Raw genomic sequence first — 20,368 nt, 5'->3', positions numbered from 1 at the left:
GATTATCATTCCTGAAAAAGAATGAGAGGCGAATAGAAATGGGGAAAGAACTGTCTGTGACAATTGAAAGTACTTTTACACTTCAAGGAACATTAACAATTCCTACATATTATTCAGAAACATATCCAGTTATTATGTTGATTGGTGGTACTGGGAAGGGAAATCGTGATGGAAATACAAGTCGTTTACAGTTAAACTTATATAAAGAATTAGCTGATTATTTTACCTCTTTAGGATTTGCAGTGCTTCGTTATGATAAACGTGGTACTCATAAAAGTAAGGGGAATTACTATAAAGCAGGGATAACAGATTTTATTGATGATGCTGCTTTATGGATTAGATTTTTAAAGGATCATCCGCAAATAGATCCGAAACGTGTTATTATTGCGGGGCATAGTGAGGGAGCTTTGCTTGCACCAGCTGTCTACGTAAGAGAATCAGTTGCGGGATTAATATTACTTGCTGGTGCAGCAGAACCATCTAAATTGTTGCTCGAGAGACAAGTAGATAAAGTTGCTAACGAGTTAGAAATAGCGTCAGGATTCAGAGGGTGTTTATCTAAAATGTTGAAAATTCCGCAGCATATAAGAAAGCAAAATGAAGTACTGATGAAAAAGGTGCAACATTCAACAAAAGCTGTTATATGGATCAAAGGTACAAAAGTGAATGCAAAATGGCTAAGAGAACAGTTACAATATAATGTAGTTACATATTTAGAGCAAGTATCATGTCCTGTTTTAGCAATTACGGGAGACAGTGATATACAAGTGCCACCTGAGCATGCTAAACTGATTGCTTCATATGTTAATGGTGAAGCAGAGTGGCATATCATTCCGAACATGAACCATATTTTAAGAAATTATGAACATAAGCATACAATGATTCGATTAATGAAGGAATATGAGGGGCTTATGGATAAATCTATTGAAGAAGAGTTGTTACATGTGATGAAGGGATGGTTAAAAAAACATTATCTTTCATAGGAGCTGTAGTTGTGAGGAAACAAAATTTTTTATTATTTATGTTGTTAGGGCTTTTCATTATGATAGTAGCTTGTGAGAAGCAAGAAGAGGTTGAATCTAAACCGGTTCAAGTGAAAAATGAAAAAAAACAAGAGAAGACGCATAAAGAGGAAGAAGAGAACAAAGAGAAAAAGAATATGAATTTAATGGATAAGCAATTATTACTTTCTGCAACATTAGGCGATACAGAAACAGTTATGAAATTAATAAAAGATGGAGCTAACATAAATGTATCAGGGGATAAAGGAGAAACACCTGTAATGGCAGCGACGTATCATAATCATGTTGAGACAGTGAAAGCATTGATCGATGCAGGTGCAGACATTGAATTGCCAGATGAAAATAAAGAAAATCCATTCCTTTATGCGAGCAAAGAGGGCTATGTTAATATTGTGAAACTAACAATTGATGCAGGAACAAATATTAGAGAAACAAATCGTCATGGTGGAACAGCACTCATTCCAGCGGCTGAAAGAGGACATGTGGAAGTTGTAAAAGAGCTAGTAGGTCGCACAGATATCGATGTGAATTATAGAAATGACCGTGGTTGGACGGCATTACTAGAAGCAATTGTTCTTGGTAATGGTAGTGAAAATCATAAACAAATTGTTCAGTTACTCATTGATCATGGGGCAGATGTAAATATGGCAGATCGAGACGGCGTTACTCCACTAGAGCATGCGGAAAATCGAGGTTTTAAAGAAATCGCAAATATGCTAAGAGTAGCAGGAGCAAATGAAATTATCAAACAATCTACAGAATAATGTAAGGTATAGAAAAAGAGATAAGAGGGAATCTTATCTCTTTTTTATTTAAAAGCGATGTTTTTTTGCCATCGGTTCTATACATGTATTTAATATCCAACTTAAGATTCTCCAGACTTTTTGTTGTTTATGTGGCAAATGGTCATTATATATATAGCTGTATTCAATCTGCTGTTTTGCACCACGATTTCGTTTGAACTCTCCAGCCCCAGCGCTACAATGACAAATTAAATTTTTTTCGATAGAATCCATTGTAATAAGGAGGGAAAGAATGCGATATAAGCCTTGTTGCTGATCAGAGTTTGTATCATATCCAAGTATAGGAGTTGTCATAACTCCATCTCTAATAAAGTAAGCAATGACACCATCAATTATCCCCTCTTTTTTTATAACTTTTATCTCAAATAAATGATGCTGAAGTGCATTACATAAATAGGCTGGTGTAAACATTGGATTATGATCGGAATATTTCTCGATATATAGTTGATTGTATAACTCGGAAATCTGTAAAATATCCTCTTTTGTTAACTCCTCATTCGTAATTATTTCATAATTACTTTTCTTTAATAAACTTTTATCATTTAATAAGTCTTTTCGTGCTTTTCGGTTCATTTTTTTATAGTCTTTTGGATTAAATAAATATACAGAACGAGACATAATTTTATTGTAACCTACAGTAGACAATGCTTGTGTAATTGTAGGGTATAATTCGCTATTTAAAGAACGGAATAAAATTGTATGCTCTGTAAATTTCTCAACAAGTAAATTCGTAATCTGTTCGATTTGTTGTTTATTGATAGAATGGTAAAGGTTTGTTGATAGCATCCAATTATTTACTATAATTACTTTATTAATATTCGTTCGTCGTAGCCAGCTTCCGATAAGATGAATCGGATAGGTTAGTAACTTCTCTAACCACGGTTTTTTTAATTCCCATAACTCTTCTAGCGCATAGGATATGTAATGTGTATAAGGAGAACATACATATGAATTTTCAAACTCCTCATGATTAACAGTAACTGGTAATACAAGATCGTCAATTTCTAATAGAAAAAGTTGAGTATTAACATTTTCAATAAATGCTGTAATGCCATTTTGTAAGAGTGGTAGGAAGCTGTCTCTTACATATGCTCCATCTCGTTTTGTGGTCCAGTCGATGCTGTATAGAGAATGAATATCATGTAGCTTAATCATATATTCTCACCATGCTTTATAAGGTTTTCTATTCTTTTTAGTTTTTTATCATATAACTGAATATCATAATGTGAAAAGAAAAAGTGTGGTGCAACACATTTTTTAGTGGCCCATAGTGTATGTAGCTCCTGTATTACGATAGATTTACATGATTTGAAATGTTCAGGTGGTACTTTAAGTTTAATCTCAATTTTGTCTGTGCTATGCTGAATCACTTTAAATTCTTGAATTTCATTAGATGCAAGCATAATTGCTCTTCGAATGAAATCAGGAAAAATAGATATCTCACTCTTATCCAATTCACTTATCCCAATAAATATATCATCACATCGACCATCAATTCGTTCTAATGCTAAGAAGGGAGAGCCGCAGGCGCATGTTGTTTTTTTCTCAATTAATATGTCATTGAGACGGTAGCGGATTATAGGCTGTGTTTTCCTCATGAAATCAGTAATAATAGGAACGAATATCCCTCTTTCCTGATCTAGGTATTCTTTTTCAATATGAACGAGGTCTTCATTGATATGTAATGTACCATGTTTACATGTTGTAGCAAGAAAGCCTTCTGTACATTGGTAAATTTGGTGTACTGTTTGTTGAAAAATTGTACTGATAAACTCTCTATCAATATCTTCAAGTACTTCTGCTACAGAGATAATTTTTTTTGGACAAATCATAATAAGTCCTTCTTGTTGCCAATGAGCGATTTTTCGCAACATAGAAGGAGGTGCAATTAAAATAGATGGATTTACTTCATTTAGTCGAGCGATATGTTGCTGAAACGAATCTAGTAAATCAAAAAAATGAAATGAGATTCGCTTATTTTTTGTCGCTTCATATAAATTGCTGTTCGCTCGTAGGAAAAAAGCGATAGTGTGTTTATGTAGAATGCTAGAAGGGAGTACTTTACCGATAATAGAACCAGCCCACATCGTTTGTTCTTCCTCAGAAACGAGAAAAACTCCGCGATTTCCACTAGTGCCTGATGATAGCCCAACAGTTATATTACGAATAGTCGGAGAAAAATTCCGGGTCTTTTCAGCCTCAAATGCTACATGAAAGGCTTCTTTCTTTGAAATAGAAACTGTATTTAATGTATCAAAATTTCCCATCATTACCTCTTTATTAATGATAGGGAGTGCAGCCAAGTTCCCTTTTTCGATTTCTTTTGAAAAAGGTGTATATAACTGGCGATAGAAAGGGGACATCTCTACAGTGAACAAAAGTTGTTTTTTTATTTGTTGTTTATGAAATTGTTCCAATTGTTCGCGAGTTGAAAATCGTAAGCGATATTTTGTTTTCAAATATTGCTGGAGAATTCGTAATTTATTCATAGTACACCCCTGCTTTAATTTGATTCCATGTGCGTTCGCAATGAGTTGGAAGAATTTCAATTTCAGGTGATATTTGCGATAAATGATGTAATTTTTCAATGTTGAGACGATAAGATTTTGCATCCCCAGTTAAAAGATTAGCGATCTTACTTGGAAATACAAGGTTTTCATACGTTTTACTTAGCCACACTGCATCTGCACAAAGAAAAACAATTTTATTACTATGTAAATGGACGAATACACCAAATTGTCCAATTGCATGTCCCGTTAAATCAACAGCGAGCAATGAACCATCACCAAACACGTCATAAGCCTCTTCAAATTTTCCATATGTAGGAGGTAAGCTTGATGATGGGATTTGATCAATGAATGTCAGCCGTTGTTCTAAATCAATTGGTAATGTGTCTTTTAAGCAGCCTTTTAATAGAGCACCAAATTTACTTCTCTTTTTTATATCTTCATAAGCTTTCGCGAAGGTTAGTATTTTTGCTTTCGGAAAGTCAGGTAGCCCTGCTGTATGGTCACCGTGAAAGTGAGAAAGAATAATATATTTAATTTCTTCTGGCTGGATGCCATCAAGAAGTAGTTGCTGTTTAATAGATTGCTCCTCTGTAAAATGAACAGGGGTAAGTTTAGCGTATACAGAGTAAGGAAATTTTCTTGTTGCTTCTTTAAAGTGCTGAGCATATCCGGTATCAAACAAGATATAACCTAAGCTTGGATGTTGAAGTAACCCCACTGTAGCTGGAAATCGAATTTGCCTCCAACTCCCCTTGGAATATGCAACTTTTTCAGGGTGTGTACAATATCCTGTATCGTATAGCTTTAAGGATTTGATTTTCATTGTGTTTTCCACCATTCTACAAATTTTGTGATTCCTTCTTCTATGCTGATATTCGGAGCATAGCCTAGTTCTTTTTGAGCTTTATCAATGCTTAAAGTCTGACTTTTTGAAAGTACACTAACTGTATATTTTGTGAGAATAGGTTCTTTTCCAAGTAAAATGGTTTTTGAAATACCTTCTAGTATAGCGGCAATTGTAAAAGCGGCTTTGTAGGAAATCTTTTTATATTGAACCTCTTTACCAAGGCGTTTCATCACATTCTCAATTACTTCATATAAATTTACACGTTCACCATTTGTTATATTATATTTTTGACCTAATGTATGTTTAGGTGAATGCATACAAAGAAGTAAGGCATCTACAACATTATCGATATAGGTAATATCGACGAGTACATCTTCTGTACCGATTCTTGGTAGAGCGCCTTTTTCACATACTTTAATAAGGCGCGGGAGAATGGCGTTATCTCCTGGACCAAATAAAGCACGTGGGCGTATCGTGATAACAGGTAAACCATGATTGAATGCTTGATCAATAGATTGCTCAGCTAAGTACTTTGTTTTCGCATAATGGTTTACAAATGTATCAGGAAGTTTCGCATTTTCTACTACATCTTGTCGTTCATCATAATAGAAATAAATACTCGGTGTTGATACATGGATGAGGCGTTTTATACCAGATTTTTGACTTCCTTCGATAATATGCTTTGTTCCTAATACATTCGCATTGTAAAAATCTTTATATTTGCCCCAAGGAGAAGAAAGGGCACCGCTATGAAAGATATAGTCTTTATCTTTACAGACTTGTAGAACACTATGCCTGTCTTCAAGAGGGCAATAGACAAACTCAATTCCATTTCGCTCTAATAATTTTCCGATTGTCTTATTTCTCCCGGTTGCTGTTACTTCATAACCCATACTCGCTAATCGAAAAGCAAGTTTTTGTCCCAGAAAACCAGTTCCTCCAGTTACTAGCGTTTTCATAAATTTTCACCGTCCCATGATATGTCATATGTTGTTTGCTCCAAAATAGTCCGTCCATGTTTATAGCTTTCATTCCATAATTTATACATGCTATAAAACTGATAAAAAAATGTTTTTTTATCAGAGCGACTATAAATAATATCTGGATAGGAACATAGGACTTTCCACCATCGTTTACGTGTTTGTTTGCTTTTTAAGTAAGGAGTTCCGTATAAAAGTATTGCTAATCGAATTGCACATTGGGAGTTGTGCTTAGGAATGCGCATATTGTTCACCTTTTTAGCAAAAAAAGCGGATACTACTTCTTCGTCGAATAAATGTAATCCACTTGTGGTACGTGGATTACATTCAATCGGAATAGCGTCTCCATCTTCTGTAATGATAAAATCAAAGGCGATTTGCCCAGAGAAATTTAGCTCCTTTACGATATGTTCAACAAATTGGTCAATTTTTGGATGGTTAATATGCTCGAAAGCAATAGTAGCACCTAAACCCGCCGTGAATTCCGTTTTGTAAACAGAGTGAGCTAATACCTTCCCAGATTGTACAATACTGTAGGAGCAATGCTGCGTTCCTTTTATAAACTCTTGAATGATATAATTTTGCTTGTCCATCGTGATGCCTTTTTCAATATCTTCTTTTGTAATAAACGTTACTTTGTCAGAAAAACGAGAGAAAATAGGTTTTAACACAAAAGGAGTGGCGGGTGATGTTTGCTGAATCATTTCCTGTATGATCTGTTCGTTATTTGTTCTATATGTTGCAGGAACTTGCCAACCTAATTTCGTTACTAACTGAATAAATTCCCACTTATTATGAAGTAATGCAAGTTTCTGAAATTCGTCTACAAATATATGACAAAATCGGCTTAATTTCTCTTTATGTCTGGATATATAAAATATTTCTTCACAAGTAGGAATAAGTAAATCTACATCATGACTTTGAATAATTAATTGTAGTGCAGAGATACATTCATCTGTTTTCCATTTTGGAGAAGGAATTTCATAAAAATAATCAGTGCTCGTTGAAACTTTGCTTAATGGATAAGGAATACTATCTGCAATAATGACGGTATGTCCGTTTTTCTTAAGCAGCCTGCATAAATGCAATGCTGCTGGTGCGCGTGCGCCAGTAATTAATACTGTTTTCTTAGTACTCAAGGAGAATGCCTCCGATAGAAAGCCCAGCAGAAGTACCTAGTAATAATATTTTATCTCCACGTTGCACTTTCTTTTGTTTAATTGCTTCGAAAAGAGCGAACGGAATGGATGCAGAAATCATATTCCCATAGTCTTCAAAAATAGTCATAAAGCGATCCTCATCGACGCCTAGCTTTTTACGAATTAGTTTCATAGCTGGTCCACTTGCTTGGTGTGGAACAATTAAATTGATATCATTTAACGAATAACCTGTATGCATAAGTAGTTTTTCGATAAAATCTAACATATATTTAGAGGACAACTTGAAAATAGCTCTGCCATTCATATCGAATAAGAAATCCTCTTTTCGTTCTTCGCTATATTCTCTAGGATGAATCATCGTTCCCCCGCCGCGAATTTCCGATAGATGTGCGCCAGAGCTATACGTTTCCATATGAGAAGCTATAATGGAAGAAGTGTGATCACTTTGGGTTACAACAACGGCCGCTGCGCCATCGCCGAATAAAATGCTGCTTTCATTTTGTCCCCAATTTAATCCTACAGAAGAAATTTCAGAAGAAATGATAACCACATTTTTGTATCTCCCGCATTCAATTGCGTAAGAAATTGTATCAAGTGCTGTTACGAAACTTAAGCATGTTGAGTTAATATCAAAACATGGAATACCAGAATGCTGTAGCCCAAGTTGTTCTTGAATAAGTGATGCAGTAGAAGGAATTGCCTGCTGGATTGTTCCGCTTCCGCAGATGATACAATCGATATCTTTCCATGTTAAATTCGCATCTGCTACAGCTTTTTTTGCAGCTTCAGCTCCCATATAAGAAGAAGTTTCCTCATCGACAAAGTATCTCGTTTTCACTCCAGCCTTTTTTAAAGTCCAGCCTTCAGAGACTCCTAACATACGATCTATTTCAAAAGAATCTACTTTTCGTTTTGGAACATATACACCAATACCTTTTATTTTAATATACCTTTTCATCCCATATCGCCTCTTAATCTTTTCATAAATTTATAAAATTCTATCATATTATATACTATTATAGAAAAAATATGGAAAAAAGTATTTTTAGGAAATTTAGTATTTTTATAAATTATTTCTATTTAATTTGTGTCGCTGTAAGAAAAGAAATAACTAACTTTATAGTGAGAAATAAATAATTAATGTGGTGAAAATTGTAAAAAAAAACAAAAAAATATTAACATGTGATTAACATCTTGTTAACAAATCATCAAAACTAACTTAATAAATAAGTAATATAGTAAAGGTAACAACGTAACTAGGGTAGAGAACATTTGAGAACACCCGCTTACATATAACAATCTATTTATATTTCTTACATTTACTCTAGTTTATAGGGGTTAAGCGAGAAGAAGGTTGTTCTATGTAGATTGGTGTTTTAAATTTGCCTACATGCATATTAGAAATACGTAAAAAGCTGAGGGAAATCAATATTTCAGGAACCTTTCCTTTATAAAGTAACTAGTAGAGAAGGTGTTTTTTCCTATTATTGCAGGAAGCTTCATTCAAACGTAAGAAGAGGCGGAGATTACAGGTAAAGCAGATTTCAATAAGCCGTTGTGAAGTATGGTTACAAGAACAAAAAAGGAGTGCAAACTGATGATTGAATTAAGAGATGTGTCAAAAGTTTATAAGAATTCAAAGGAAATAGCAGTTGAAAATGTGTCGGTGCAGATTCAAAAAGGTGAATTTTTTGTTCTAGTTGGTCCTTCTGGGTGTGGGAAAAGTACATTATTGCGAATGATTGCAGGTTTAGAAGAAATTACTTCTGGGGCGTTACTTATTAATGAAAATGTTGCAAATGATTTAGAACCGAAAAATCGAAATCTATCAATGGTATTTCAAAATTATGCTTTATATCCACATTTGACGGTAGAAGAAAATATTTTATTTGGATTGAAAATACGGAAAATTCCAAAAGAGGAACGACAAAAACGATTGATAGAAGCAGTAGAAATGGTAGGGCTTACGGAATATACAAAGTCGAAACCAGGTCAATTATCAGGTGGACAAAGACAACGTGTTGCACTGGCGCGAGCAATTGTAAGTCAAGCGCCAATTTGTTTAATGGATGAACCCCTTTCTAACTTGGATGCAAAGTTGCGTGCACAAATGCGCATTGAAATTAGAGAGATCCAGCAGCGACTAGGTATTACGATGATTTATGTGACCCATGATCAAATTGAGGCAATGACAATGGGGGATCGCATTATGGTGTTAAACAAAGGGAGTATACAACAGGTAGGCACACCGCTCGATATATATAACTATCCTGCAAATGAATTTGTTGCAGGCTTTATCGGTTCACCATCCATGAATATTGGTAATGGAATCGTAGGTAAAGGTATGGGGGGATTACATGTTGATGGATTACAAATCCCGTTGTCTTCGGGGCATTTACAACAGTTTTCAGAACAAAAGGTGCGCTTAGGAATTCGTCCAGAACACATCGTATTAGCTGAAGATGGCCAAGAAGTTACACTGCAATCTGTAGAAGTATTAGGAAATGAAACAATTTTAAATTTTATAGTAAATGAAAAAACATGGAGTGCAAAAGTAATCGGACAACTTATTTTGAAAAAAGGTGATAAAGTTACATTGCAATTTCCAGTACAGAAACTATGTTTCTTTCATAACGATACAAATGAAAGGATTCGATTCGTTGCCGAAGAAGAGTTGAAGGCGGTGGCGAAATAATGATTGAGGTAGAAAATTCACCTGTTCAAACAGAAGTTTCAAGAAAAAAGGCATTCTGGGGCCGTACGAAAGATTTGCGCACAGGCTTGTTATTTTTAGCACCTTCCATCATATTATTTACAATTTTTTTGTTTTATCCATTATTTCGTACTATCTATTATAGTTTTTATTTAACAGATGTTCATGGTGAGGCAAATCTTTTCGTAGGACTGGAAAACTATCAATATTTATTGTCTGATCCAACTTTTTATAAAAGCATAAAATCTACTTTACTCTTTGTATTATATACAGTTCCAACTAGTATTTTGTTTGCACTGTTTCTTGCCTTAATTGCAAACGAAAAAATAAAAGGAATAGGCTTGTTTCGAGTTTTATTCTCTTCAACAATGGGAATTTCAGTAGCAGCTAGCGCAGTAATCTGGTTATTTTTATTCCATCCGAGTGTCGGTTTATTCAATAATATACTTGGTTCGATGAATCTTCCTGCAATTGCATGGCTAACAAGTCCAGATTGGGCATTATTTTCTGTATCAGTTACAACAGTTTGGGGAAATACGGGGTTTGCATTTTTAGTTATATTAGGTGGTTTGCAAAATATTGATACGACTCTATACGAGAGTGCATCTATTGATGGTGCTAGCTATTTACATAAACTTCGGCGCGTTACATTACCGATGCTATCTCCTACATTATTTTTTATTATAACAGTTACTTTAATTAGTGCATTTCAAAGCTTTGGACAGATTGATATTTTAACGCACGGTGGACCGAACGATGCAACAAACTTAATTGTGTACTCTATTTATAAAGAAGCTTTTGCGAATCATCAATTTGGTACAGCGAGTGCACAGGCAATGGTATTATTTATTTTCATTTTTCTTGCCACATTACTTCAATTTAAGTTTGCAGAGAGAAAGGTGCATTATAAATGATTACGAATAAGTGGAAACAACATATTCTTTTATACATACTGCTTACCATAAGCGCAGTGATGGTCTTTTTTCCAGTTCTATACGCATTTTTGCTAGGGTTCATGACGCCAGAAGACATTCAAATGAGAAGGGTGTTCCCGACACAATTTACATTCGATAATTTTGTGCATATTTTTCAGAAAGTACCGCTGTTTTCTTATTTATACAATAGTTTTATAGTTTCAACAGCAGTGATGATTGGGCAGCTTGTTGTATCAAGTTTAGCTGCTTATGCATTTGTATTTTTAAATTTTAAAGGACGAAATTTTATTTTCTTTCTGTTTATTTCAACGATGCTTATCCCATGGGAAGCAACGATGGTACCGAACTTTTTAACGGTACAACAATTTGGATGGATTAACACATTTACTGGAATGACGGTTCCGTTCTTTGCAACTGCTTTTGGAATCTTTTTATTACGTCAGCATTTTATGACGCTTCCAAATGAGTTAAAAGAAGCTGCCTTTATCGAGGGGATTGGCCATGTGAAGTTTTTATTCCGTGTTGTCATTCCTTATTGTAAAACAAGTTTTATAACACTAGGTGTATATAGCTTTTTAACAACATGGAATATGTATTTATGGCCTCTTCTAGTTACGAATGATGAGAAAATTAGAACCGTACAAATTGGGGTGAAACAACTTCAATCTCAGGAAGTTGCAACAGATTGGGGCAGTGTGATGGCAGGAGTTACAGTTATTGTGATTCCGACTTTAATTTTATTATTTTTAGGTCAGAAGCAGTTGCAACAAGGTTTAACAAAAGGGGCAATTAAATAAACATACATATGAAAAGGTGGGATTGAGATGAGATTTTGGAAAAAAGGTGCTGTTATTATAATGGCAGCAACGATGGCTTTATCAGCTGCAGCTTGTTCAAGTAGTAAAACAGAGGGGAAATCTGAAGCAAAGGAAAAAGTAGCTCCCGCAGAAAAGAATGGAGATAAAACAGTTATTCGCTTTTGGCATGCAATGGGTGGAAAAACGCAAGGTGTGTTAGATGGAATTGTTGCAGATTATAATAAGTCACAAAATAAATATGAGGTGAAAGCTGAATTTCAAGGTTCCTATGAAGAATCTTTAACGAAGTTTAAAAATATAACAGCTTCAAAAGAATCACCAGCTCTCGTTCAATCTAGCGAAATTACAACGAAATATATGATTGATAGTAAAAAGATTACACCGATTGATAGCTGGATTAAAAAGGATAAATATGATACATCGAAATTAGAAAAAGCGATTACGAATTACTATTCAGTTGATGGGAAAATGTATTCCATGCCATTTAATTCATCTACACCAGTATTAATTTATAATAAAGATGCCTTTACAAAAGCGGGGCTCGATCCGGAAAAAGCACCGAAAACATACGCTGAATTAAAAGAAGCAGCAAAAAAATTAACTGTTAAAGAAGGCGAAAGCGTAAAACAGTACGGTTTTTCAATGTTAAATTACGGATGGTTCTTTGAAGAGCTTTTGGCAACACAAGGTGGGTTATATGTTGATAAAGAAAATGGGCGTAAAGGTGCAGCGGAAAAAGCTGTATTTAACGGAAAAGAAGGACAAAAAGTATTTGGCTTATTAGATGAACTGAATAAAGCTGGTACATTAGGAAAGTATGGGGCGAGTTGGGATGATGTTCGTGCCGCATTCCAATCTGGACAAGTTGCGATGTATTTAGATTCTTCAGCAGGTGTTCGTAATGTGATTGATTCGTCTAAATTTAATGTAGGAGTAGCATATATCCCATATCCAGAAGATGTGAAACAAAACGGAGTTGTTATTGGCGGTGCATCACTATGGATGACGAATATGGTCGCAGAAGAAACACAAAAAGGTGCTTGGGACTTTATGAAATACTTAACAAAAGCAGATGTACAAGCAAAATGGCATACGGAAACAGGTTATTTCTCTATTAACCCAGATGCATATAATGAGCCTTTAGTAAAACAACAATATGAAAAATATCCACAGTTAAAAGTAACGGTAGAACAGTTACAAGCAACAAAACCATCTGTTGCAACACAAGGTGCACTTATTAGTGTATTTCCTGAATCCCGCGATGCAGTTGTAAAAGCGCTAGAAGCAATGTATGATGGGAAAAATAGTAAAGAAGCATTAGATGAAGCAGCAAAAACAACAGATCGGGCAATTAGTATTTCGAATCGTACAAATCAAAAATAAAAGAAAGCCGTATCTGTAAAAAAGATACGGCTTTCTTATCTTATCTTATCTTATCTTATCTTATCTTATCTTATCTTATCTTATCTTATCTTATCTTATCTTATCTTATCTTATCTTATCTTATCTTTCCTTTGCTTGTTGTCTCATTTCTTACTTTAAGTATAGCGGGTAGCATGTCTTGTAACTATCGAATTAGGTGACATGAGGATTACAGTGTTGTAATGGTACAAATTCTCCTTTTTGAAACTTCTTTTGTTAAGGGAAAGTTAAGGAATAGCTTTCATAATAAAGTACATATATAAACGGATGGTAAATGAGCGAGAAAATGATTCATGTTATGACAGGTCTACATAGACAATGATATATAATTATTATAAGTACGTAGGGTTTAGAGGAAGCAAGGCAAGGTGAAGTGTTCGGATACAAGCCTGGAAATCGTTTGGAAGTAAGGATAAGTATGTTGTGCTGCTCTCTTTTGTTATTATGAAAAATGGTAACAGTAATTATTTATCCCGCTATTCGCGGGCTACTAATAATCAGTGATGGATGAAGAAAATCACCACCGATTAAAGTTTCACTTTATATTTGATGAAAGGTGAGAAAGTGGTATGCGCTTATTAGTTGTAGAAGATAATGCACCTTTATTGGAATCAATTACACAAATTTTATGTGATGAGTTTGAAGTTGATACAGCAATGAATGGAGAAGATGGTTTATTTTTGGCGTTACAAAATATTTATGATGTAATACTTCTTGATGTGATGTTACCGGTGATAGATGGTTTTGAAGTAATTCAAAGAATACGGAATGACAAAATTGAAACACCTGTCTTGTTTTTGACTGCTAAAGATTCTTTGGAAGACCGTGTGAAAGGATTAGATTTTGGAGGGGATGATTATTTAATAAAGCCATTTCAAGCTCCCGAGCTGAAAGCGAGAATTCGAGCTTTATTACGAAGAAGTGGTAATTTAACAACAAAGCAAACCATTAACTACCGTGGAATCGAGTTGTTCGGAAAGGACAAGGATATTCAAGTGGGTGGAGAAGCAATTAAATTAACATTAAAGCAATATGAACTTTTAGAGTACCTCATTCAAAATAGTGGAAAGATTTTAATGCGTGAACAAATCTTTGATCGCGTTTGGGGATTCGATTCAGATACAACGGTAGCCATTGTTGAAGTGTATGTTCATCATTTACGAAAAAAGTTGGAGCCATTTGGTTATCAAAAAGATATTCAAACCGTTCGTGGGATTGGATATATGTTAAAAGAACAATGAAAAATAAGAGTATGTTTCAAAGAACCCGCATTCAACTTACCGTGTTAAATTCATTAGTGTTTATTATATTAATTGGAGTTCTAGGGAGTATTATCTATGGCTATACATATAATCGTATTTATAGTGGAGTAGATAATTCGCTAGAAATGTTTAAAGCAAAAGAGAAGAAACATTCTAAGTCTAATCCAAAAGGATCCGTTAAGGATATTCGTATTGGAGATCCGAGGATTACTGTACTGTTATGGCATGGAAAAAAAGTAGCCCTAATAGATAAGAATCCTAAATTTGTTGATCCTGTTTTTGAAGAAAATGCTTTAGCGTTTTTCCCAGAACAATTAGAGGGTTTTCAGGATATTGAAATCAAAGGGAAGAGTTTTCGAGCGTTGGCTTTTCAGCATAATACTGAATTTGGACAAATGACAGTTCAATTTGTACGCGATACAACAGCAGAAAGGGATATGTTGCATACGTTACTGCTAATTCTTATAGTTGGATGCAGTATAGGAAGTTTATGTGCAATTGGGATGGGATTTTTCTTAGCTGGAAAAGCTCTTGTACCAATTCGTAATTCTTGGGAAAAGCAACAACAGTTTGTTTCTGATGCATCTCATGAATTAAGAACACCACTAGCGGTCATTCAATCTAAAACGGATGTACTATTTCAGTCTCCTTCCGCCACGATAGAGGAAAAGGCAATTGATATTTCTACAATTTCAAAGGAGTGTAGAAGGTTATCGAAGCTTGTTGCTAATTTATTATTATTAGCTCGTTCGGATTCGAATCAAATTGAAATGTATAAAAAGGAATTTGCATTAGATGAATTATTAACGGAAGTAGTAGATCCTTATACAGAAATTGCTGCGTATCAAGAGAAAAAGATGACATTGGAAATCGAATCTAAAGTATCTTTTATTGGTGATAGAGAACGAATTCATCAAATGGTGGTAATTTTATTAGACAATGCGATGAAATATACTGATGTGGGCGGAACGATTCAAGTAGCATGCATGCAAACCAATAGTTCAATTACGATTCAGGTAAAAGACAATGGAATTGGAATAAAAGAAGAAGAGATTCCAAAGTTATTTGACCGTTTTTATCAAGGAGATAAGGCAAGAACGAAGGCAGAAGGTGCTGGTTTAGGTCTTTCAATTGCCAGCTGGATTGTAGAAAAGCATCATGGGAAAATAAAAGTAGAGAGTAAAATGAATGAAGGTACTTGTTTTGAAGTGATTTTACCTAAAAATCAAAGAATATAAAGAAATTGGAGACGATCTTGTTTTTACAAGGTCGTCTTTTTGTTAAGGGAAAGTTAAGAAATATTTTTAATAATAGAGTTTACACAGAATGAGAAGGACAAAAGAGAGAAAAAGTAATCACTTTGTATTCTTTTTGAGGATAGCTAGATAGTTATGTTCATGGGTAATTTTAATAGGAACCGAATTGAGCATATCTTTTACGATAATGTGGGGAAAATGGAAGAGGAAGCATCAGAAGAAAATCACAGTGTAAGAAATGTAAAGGGGAGATGAAATTTGGAAAAGAAAAAGATAGTGTCATTATTTGTTATTGGAATGTTGAGTTTAAGCGTAATGGGAGGCGCATCCTCTTCTATGATGTCAAAAGGAAAAACGGACTTTGTTCAGCGCAGTAAAGAACAACTAAATGATGGGAAAATACATGTGGCACATACAGAGGAAAAAGCAAAAAAACTAGGAATTGAAACGGATGGTAAAGAACAAATCACAGTAGAAAAAGAAATTCATGAAACTGAAGTTGATCAGGAAGCAAAACAGCTAGGGATTCCTACTGAGGGAAAAGATGTGGGGGCTCTTTCAGAAGAAATCTATGAAACCAAAGTAAAAAAAGAAGCAGCGAATTTAGGAATAATAATAGATAATACATCTATTGTGGATTTAATAAATCAAATTAATACAATCAAGATCAATGATGAAGCAGATAAACTTGGGGTTTCAACCAAAGGAAAAGAAATAGAAGAGATTGCAACCGAGATTTATGGAACGAAAGTAAAGGAAGAAGCGAAACAGCTAGGGATTTCTCAAAAAGGAAAAGGTATAGAAGATTTGGCACAAGAAGTATACGAGGGGAAAATTCAGGCCGAAGCAAAAGAACTTCATATTGATTTATATGGTAAAGATATTTACCAAGTGCTAAGAGAAATAAATGAGCAGAAAGCAATACAAATTGCAGACGAGCTTGGCATAGATAGTACAAATACAAATATTCAACAGTTAACAGAGAAAATAAAAAAGGAACAACCTGAAAAGGGAAAAGAACTTGTCTTTTTACCTATGGTTCAAACAGATGCGGATGCATTTTATTCGTATTTAACGAATTAAAAAGGACGTGAAGATAGAAGAATGAAGCGAAAGTGGAAGGTGTATATATGTTTGATTGTATTAGGGATATTTATCTGTAGTGTATATATGAAACGGAGCGGCATAATGCCTGTTACTAAACGTGTAGAAAATGTAAAGAGAATCGTCTCAAACAAATTTGTTCAAAAGGAAAGCGGTAAGAATCAGCTTGTCACTCCAGTTGCGCAAGCAAAAAAGAAAAAGACGCTGGGGAATGCAGATGAAGAAAAAGTATTATTGCAAAATGTACCTTTTATCCAGCAGTTACCAGAGTTAGATAGAGGCTGCGAAGTAACTAGCTTAGCCATGATGTTACAGTACGCAGGTGTTTCAGTAGGTAAGATGACGCTGGCAGATGAAATACAGAAAGTTGCCTTTTCAAATGATGGTGTACGCGGTAATCCACATGAAGGGTTTGTAGGGAATATTTATACTTTTTCTGAATCAGGATATGGTGTGTATCATGAACCGCTTTTTCAGTTAGCAAATAAATACTTACCAAATCAAGTTGTTGATTTAACAGGTGAAAATATAAATGAAATTTATAAAACTGTAAAAGAGGGCAAGCCAGTTGTTATGATTACAAATGCAACATATGCTCCTTTGGATGAAAATGAATTTGATACATGGGAAACAGATGCAGGTAATGTCTCTATTACGTACAATGAACATTGTATTCTTCTTATTGGTTATGATAAGGAGTTAGTTTATATTCATGATCCGCTTAGTGATACTGCAAGTGTAAGTGTTCCACGCGAAAGCTTTGAACAGGCATGGGTACAGATGGGGAGTCAAGCTATTAGTTATGTGCAAAATTCAAAGTGAATGGGACAGAAATGGAGTTAAGAAGAGAAAGTGATGATTATATTTAACAAAAACAAGAGGAATTCAGCATAATTTTTTATACTGAATTTCTCTTGTTTTTGTTTAGTTATACATCGGGAGATAGGAGAGAAAAACAATGATGAATATTTCTCGTTTGCAAAAATCGCTACCATTTATTATTTTACCATTTGCGAACGGTAATATTCTCATCTCAAGATTCAGTAAAAACAAAGAAAATAGGTGGGAGATAAAATCCTCGTAAAATCCCGTTTGCTGAGGCATGATTAAAGTTCAGTTGTATTAAAAAACGTTGTATTCATAAAAAAGAATAAGTAAGATAGATTTCGCGTGTAGTAAAGAAGAAATAAGGGAGACAATAAAGGGATGAGAAAAAGAAAAAAATTATTAAGTTTATGGAAAACGATTACGTTGCTGGTATGTACTGTTATTTTACTTTCTTTACTTGTAACAGATATATTAATTAGTCATAATGTCGAACGTACGACGGAAGAAAGTCAAGCTGAAAAAGCAAAAACAATCGCGCGTATTGTAGCAAATTCACCACTTGTAATTGATGCTTTGGCAGGAAGAAAAGATATATCTGAAATTCAAACGTATACAAATCGGTTGTTAAAAAATACAGATGTTCAATTTATCGTGGTCATGGATATGAATGGCATTCGCAAATCTCACCCAGATCCTCAAAAAATCGGCCATCACTTTGTAGGGGGAGATGAAGGGATAGCCTTAAAAGGAAAAGAACATGTATCAATGGCAGAAGGAACATTGGGAATCTCTATGCGAGTGTTTGTACCTGTTTTTTCTGAAACGAGAGAACAAATGGGGGTTGTTGCTGTCGGAATTTCAGCTGATAATGTGCATGAGAGGATAAAAGAGAGTAGATACATTATTTATATCGGTGTCGGTGTTGGAATCTTAGTTGGAATTATAGGTGCTATTTTATTAGCTAGACATATTAAGAAAATTTTATTTGATCTTGAACCTAGCGAAATCGCAAAAATTTTAGAAGAACGGAATACGATGTTACAATCTGTTAAAGAAGGAATTATTGCTGTCGATAAAGATGCGAGAGTTACTTTAATTAATAACGAAGCGAAACGGTTATTTAAGAAAAGTGGTCTCGAAGAAGATTTTATTGGTAAAGATGTTGAGAAGTATATGCCCAACTCATGTATAAAAGAAGTGTTACAAACTGGGAAAGCACAATTGTATGAGGAACAAAATCTTTATGGAATTACCATTGTTACAAATAGAGTTCCTTTATATGTTAAAGGAGAAATTGTTGGTGCTATTGCAACATTTCGTGATAAAACAGAGATTAGGCAATTAGCAGAACAATTAACGGATATTCAACTTTATGCAGAAGCGCTCAGGGCACAATCTCATGAGTTTATGAATAAGATGCATGTTGTATTAGGGCTTACACATATGAAGCATTATGAACAATTAGAGACCTATATTAGTAACATGGTCTCGGAGCATCAATATGAAATTGGTGGTGTGATGCGAAAAATAAAAAATCCTGTATTTGCAGGATTTATGCTTGGTAAACTTAGTTACGCAAGGGAAAAGAGTATACAACTCATTGTAAGCGAAAATTCTTACTTACCAGAGCCATATGATGAAAGTATTATTCATGAACTCATTACAATTGTAGGAAATTTAATTGATAATGCATTAGATGCGGTGATAAATTGTCAATATAAGCGAGTAGATATTTCTATTCAATATCATGATAAGATGATTATCACAGTTAAAGATACAGGAGTTGGAATCCGGCAAGAAGAAATTGACAAATTATTTGTCAAAGGGTATTCCTCAAAAGGAGAAAATCGAGGATATGGTTTGTATCTTGTAAAGGATAGTTTAAAGCGAATAAATGGGGATATACAGGTAGAGTCTTTGTTAGGGAAGGGAACGACTATAACCATTGAAATACCATACAAAAGTAGGGATGAGATAGGGATATGATCAAAGTTTTGATTGTAGAAGATGATCCAATGGTAGCGATGTTAAATAAGCATTATTTAGAGCAAGTAGGAGGGTTTGAACTTGTTCATATAGCTAATTCTGTGAAAGAAGCAGTAGAGATATTAAAGGAATCGTCTATAGATTTCATATTGCTTGATATTTTTATGCCTGTTGATACAGGATTTGAATTGCTACTGCATATTCGGAATCAAGAAAAAGAAATTGATGTTATCATGATTTCAGCTGTGCATGATATGGGAAGTATTAAAAAAGCACTTCAATATGGGGTTGTTGATTATTTAATTAAACCATTTACATTTGAAAGGTTTAAGGAAGCATTAACCGCATATCGAGAAAAATTTATCTTTATGAAAGAACAGCAAAAAATTAGCCAGTCTGAATTAGATACGTTGATTTTACAAAAAGAAAAAGTAGAAACTTATGTGAATAAAGAGCTGCCAAAAGGGCTAACAAGACAAACATTACAGTTAATTTGGAAGCAAATAGAATCACTTCATGGACAAGCATTTACAACAGATGAAATGGCTCAATTAGTTGGAATTTCAAGAGTGTCTATTCGAAAGTATGTAATGTTCTTAACTGAAATTGGAGTTTTAGAAAATGAAATGGTTTATCAACATGTGGGGAGACCAGTAAGTAAATTACGATGCATCGATGAAAACAAAATACGTTTGTATGTATAAGCGGCTTATATAAGCCGC

18 protein-coding genes are annotated in these 20,368 nt (G+C 34.4%); 12 read left to right on the top strand and 6 right to left on the bottom strand.

Going from position 1 to position 20,368, the window contains the following annotated elements; translation table 11 throughout:
- Positions 1-38: 38 nt before the first annotated feature.
- Together MHH71_RS13060 and MHH71_RS13055 are read left to right on the top strand one after the other, a co-directional pair.
- Entirely contained in the window at positions 39-983 is a 945-nt protein-coding gene (locus MHH71_RS13060) for an alpha/beta hydrolase family protein (RefSeq protein ID WP_006093461.1), read from the top strand.
- Positions 956-1,786, top strand: a complete 831-nt coding sequence (locus MHH71_RS13055) for an ankyrin repeat domain-containing protein (protein WP_018781893.1) — start codon at positions 956-958, stop codon at positions 1,784-1,786. Before MHH71_RS13060 ends, MHH71_RS13055 begins: the two co-directional genes overlap by 28 nt.
- A gap of 48 nt (positions 1,787-1,834) precedes the next feature.
- Here MHH71_RS13055 and MHH71_RS13050 read toward each other — a convergent pair whose 3' ends face one another.
- Genes MHH71_RS13050 through MHH71_RS13025 form a run of 6 tightly spaced genes read right to left on the bottom strand, consistent with a single transcriptional unit; the run spans position 1,835 to position 8,280 of the window.
- On the bottom strand, positions 1,835-2,980 hold the full coding sequence (locus MHH71_RS13050; protein WP_033798605.1) for a hypothetical protein: 1,146 nt from the start codon (positions 2,978-2,980) through the stop codon (positions 1,835-1,837).
- Positions 2,977-4,314 (bottom strand): F390 synthetase-related protein, encoded by a 1,338-nt coding sequence (locus MHH71_RS13045; protein WP_033798606.1) that lies wholly within the window; start codon positions 4,312-4,314, stop codon positions 2,977-2,979. Before MHH71_RS13045 ends, MHH71_RS13050 begins: the two co-directional genes overlap by 4 nt.
- A complete protein-coding gene (locus MHH71_RS13040; RefSeq protein WP_018781896.1) occupies positions 4,307-5,158 on the bottom strand; it encodes an MBL fold metallo-hydrolase in 852 nt (283 codons plus the stop codon). Before MHH71_RS13040 ends, MHH71_RS13045 begins: the two co-directional genes overlap by 8 nt.
- Positions 5,155-6,141, bottom strand: coding sequence for an NAD-dependent epimerase/dehydratase family protein (locus tag MHH71_RS13035; protein WP_018765606.1), 987 nt, complete (start codon positions 6,139-6,141; stop codon positions 5,155-5,157). Before MHH71_RS13035 ends, MHH71_RS13040 begins: the two co-directional genes overlap by 4 nt.
- Positions 6,138-7,301 (bottom strand): ATP-grasp domain-containing protein, encoded by a 1,164-nt coding sequence (locus MHH71_RS13030; RefSeq protein ID WP_018781898.1) that lies wholly within the window; start codon positions 7,299-7,301, stop codon positions 6,138-6,140. Before MHH71_RS13030 ends, MHH71_RS13035 begins: the two co-directional genes overlap by 4 nt.
- A complete protein-coding gene (locus MHH71_RS13025; RefSeq protein WP_006093467.1) occupies positions 7,291-8,280 on the bottom strand; it encodes a beta-ketoacyl-ACP synthase III in 990 nt (329 codons plus the stop codon). Before MHH71_RS13025 ends, MHH71_RS13030 begins: the two co-directional genes overlap by 11 nt.
- Before the next feature lie 639 nt (positions 8,281-8,919).
- On the opposite strand from MHH71_RS13025, the gene MHH71_RS13020 reads away from it, so the two are divergent.
- The 10 genes from MHH71_RS13020 to MHH71_RS12975 all read left to right on the top strand — a co-directional run bounded on the left by MHH71_RS13020 (position 8,920) and on the right by MHH71_RS12975 (position 20,350).
- Entirely contained in the window at positions 8,920-10,017 is a 1,098-nt protein-coding gene (locus MHH71_RS13020; RefSeq protein ID WP_006093468.1) for an ABC transporter ATP-binding protein, read from the top strand.
- Complete coding sequence (locus tag MHH71_RS13015) at positions 10,017-10,949, top strand: carbohydrate ABC transporter permease (RefSeq protein WP_006093469.1); 933 nt, start codon at positions 10,017-10,019, stop codon at positions 10,947-10,949. Before MHH71_RS13020 ends, MHH71_RS13015 begins: the two co-directional genes overlap by 1 nt.
- Entirely contained in the window at positions 10,946-11,767 is an 822-nt protein-coding gene (locus tag MHH71_RS13010; RefSeq protein ID WP_018781900.1) for a carbohydrate ABC transporter permease, read from the top strand. Before MHH71_RS13015 ends, MHH71_RS13010 begins: the two co-directional genes overlap by 4 nt.
- 27 nt (positions 11,768-11,794) lie before the next feature.
- Entirely contained in the window at positions 11,795-13,171 is a 1,377-nt protein-coding gene (locus MHH71_RS13005) for an ABC transporter substrate-binding protein (RefSeq protein WP_006093471.1), read from the top strand.
- 608 nt (positions 13,172-13,779) lie between these two features.
- Positions 13,780-14,451, top strand: a complete 672-nt coding sequence (locus MHH71_RS13000; RefSeq protein ID WP_006093472.1) for a response regulator transcription factor — start codon at positions 13,780-13,782, stop codon at positions 14,449-14,451.
- Positions 14,448-15,710: a sensor histidine kinase gene (locus MHH71_RS12995; protein ID WP_078211675.1), complete on the top strand. Its 1,263-nt coding sequence runs from the start codon at positions 14,448-14,450 to the stop codon at positions 15,708-15,710. Before MHH71_RS13000 ends, MHH71_RS12995 begins: the two co-directional genes overlap by 4 nt.
- Before the next feature lie 315 nt (positions 15,711-16,025).
- Positions 16,026-16,811, top strand: coding sequence for a hypothetical protein (locus MHH71_RS12990; RefSeq protein ID WP_050774429.1), 786 nt, complete (start codon positions 16,026-16,028; stop codon positions 16,809-16,811).
- A 21-nt stretch (positions 16,812-16,832) separates the two neighbouring features.
- The gene (locus MHH71_RS12985; RefSeq protein WP_139358571.1) at positions 16,833-17,654 is read left to right on the top strand and encodes a C39 family peptidase; all 822 of its coding nucleotides are present in this window, start codon (positions 16,833-16,835) and stop codon (positions 17,652-17,654) included.
- Between the two features lie 384 nt (positions 17,655-18,038).
- On the top strand, positions 18,039-19,646 hold the full coding sequence (locus tag MHH71_RS12980; protein WP_003194978.1) for a sensor histidine kinase: 1,608 nt from the start codon (positions 18,039-18,041) through the stop codon (positions 19,644-19,646).
- Positions 19,643-20,350, top strand: a complete 708-nt coding sequence (locus tag MHH71_RS12975; protein WP_018765595.1) for a response regulator — start codon at positions 19,643-19,645, stop codon at positions 20,348-20,350. Before MHH71_RS12980 ends, MHH71_RS12975 begins: the two co-directional genes overlap by 4 nt.
- Positions 20,351-20,368 lie beyond the last annotated feature (18 nt).

Origin of the sequence: Bacillus sp. FSL H8-0534 (assembly GCF_038005885.1) — a bacterium.
Classification (GTDB): Bacteria; Bacillota; Bacilli; order Bacillales; family Bacillaceae_G; genus Bacillus_A; species Bacillus_A pseudomycoides.
The sequence above is the reverse complement of the archived record's forward strand: the minus strand, read 5'-3'. Positions and strand labels throughout refer to the sequence as shown.

Bases quoted from the DNA above. Each gene is read 5' to 3' on its own strand.
- MHH71_RS13060 (WP_006093461.1), top strand. From the start codon at position 39: ATGGGGAAAGAACTGTCTGTGACAATTGAAAGTACTTTTACACTTCAA.
- MHH71_RS13055 (WP_018781893.1), top strand. From the start codon at position 956: ATGGTTAAAAAAACATTATCTTTCATAGGAGCTGTAGTTGTGAGGAAA.
- MHH71_RS13050 (WP_033798605.1), bottom strand. From the start codon at position 2,980: ATGATTAAGCTACATGATATTCATTCTCTATACAGCATCGACTGGACC.
- MHH71_RS13045 (WP_033798606.1), bottom strand. From the start codon at position 4,314: ATGAATAAATTACGAATTCTCCAGCAATATTTGAAAACAAAATATCGC.
- MHH71_RS13040 (WP_018781896.1), bottom strand. From the start codon at position 5,158: ATGAAAATCAAATCCTTAAAGCTATACGATACAGGATATTGTACACAC.
- MHH71_RS13035 (WP_018765606.1), bottom strand. From the start codon at position 6,141: ATGAAAACGCTAGTAACTGGAGGAACTGGTTTTCTGGGACAAAAACTT.
- MHH71_RS13025 (WP_006093467.1), bottom strand. From the start codon at position 8,280: ATGAAAAGGTATATTAAAATAAAAGGTATTGGTGTATATGTTCCAAAA.
- MHH71_RS13020 (WP_006093468.1), top strand. From the start codon at position 8,920: ATGATTGAATTAAGAGATGTGTCAAAAGTTTATAAGAATTCAAAGGAA.
- MHH71_RS13015 (WP_006093469.1), top strand. From the start codon at position 10,017: ATGATTGAGGTAGAAAATTCACCTGTTCAAACAGAAGTTTCAAGAAAA.
- MHH71_RS13010 (WP_018781900.1), top strand. From the start codon at position 10,946: ATGATTACGAATAAGTGGAAACAACATATTCTTTTATACATACTGCTT.
- MHH71_RS13005 (WP_006093471.1), top strand. From the start codon at position 11,795: ATGAGATTTTGGAAAAAAGGTGCTGTTATTATAATGGCAGCAACGATG.
- MHH71_RS13000 (WP_006093472.1), top strand. From the start codon at position 13,780: ATGCGCTTATTAGTTGTAGAAGATAATGCACCTTTATTGGAATCAATT.
- MHH71_RS12995 (WP_078211675.1), top strand. From the start codon at position 14,448: ATGAAAAATAAGAGTATGTTTCAAAGAACCCGCATTCAACTTACCGTG.
- MHH71_RS12990 (WP_050774429.1), top strand. From the start codon at position 16,026: ATGTTGAGTTTAAGCGTAATGGGAGGCGCATCCTCTTCTATGATGTCA.
- MHH71_RS12985 (WP_139358571.1), top strand. From the start codon at position 16,833: ATGAAGCGAAAGTGGAAGGTGTATATATGTTTGATTGTATTAGGGATA.
- MHH71_RS12980 (WP_003194978.1), top strand. From the start codon at position 18,039: ATGAGAAAAAGAAAAAAATTATTAAGTTTATGGAAAACGATTACGTTG.
- MHH71_RS12975 (WP_018765595.1), top strand. From the start codon at position 19,643: ATGATCAAAGTTTTGATTGTAGAAGATGATCCAATGGTAGCGATGTTA.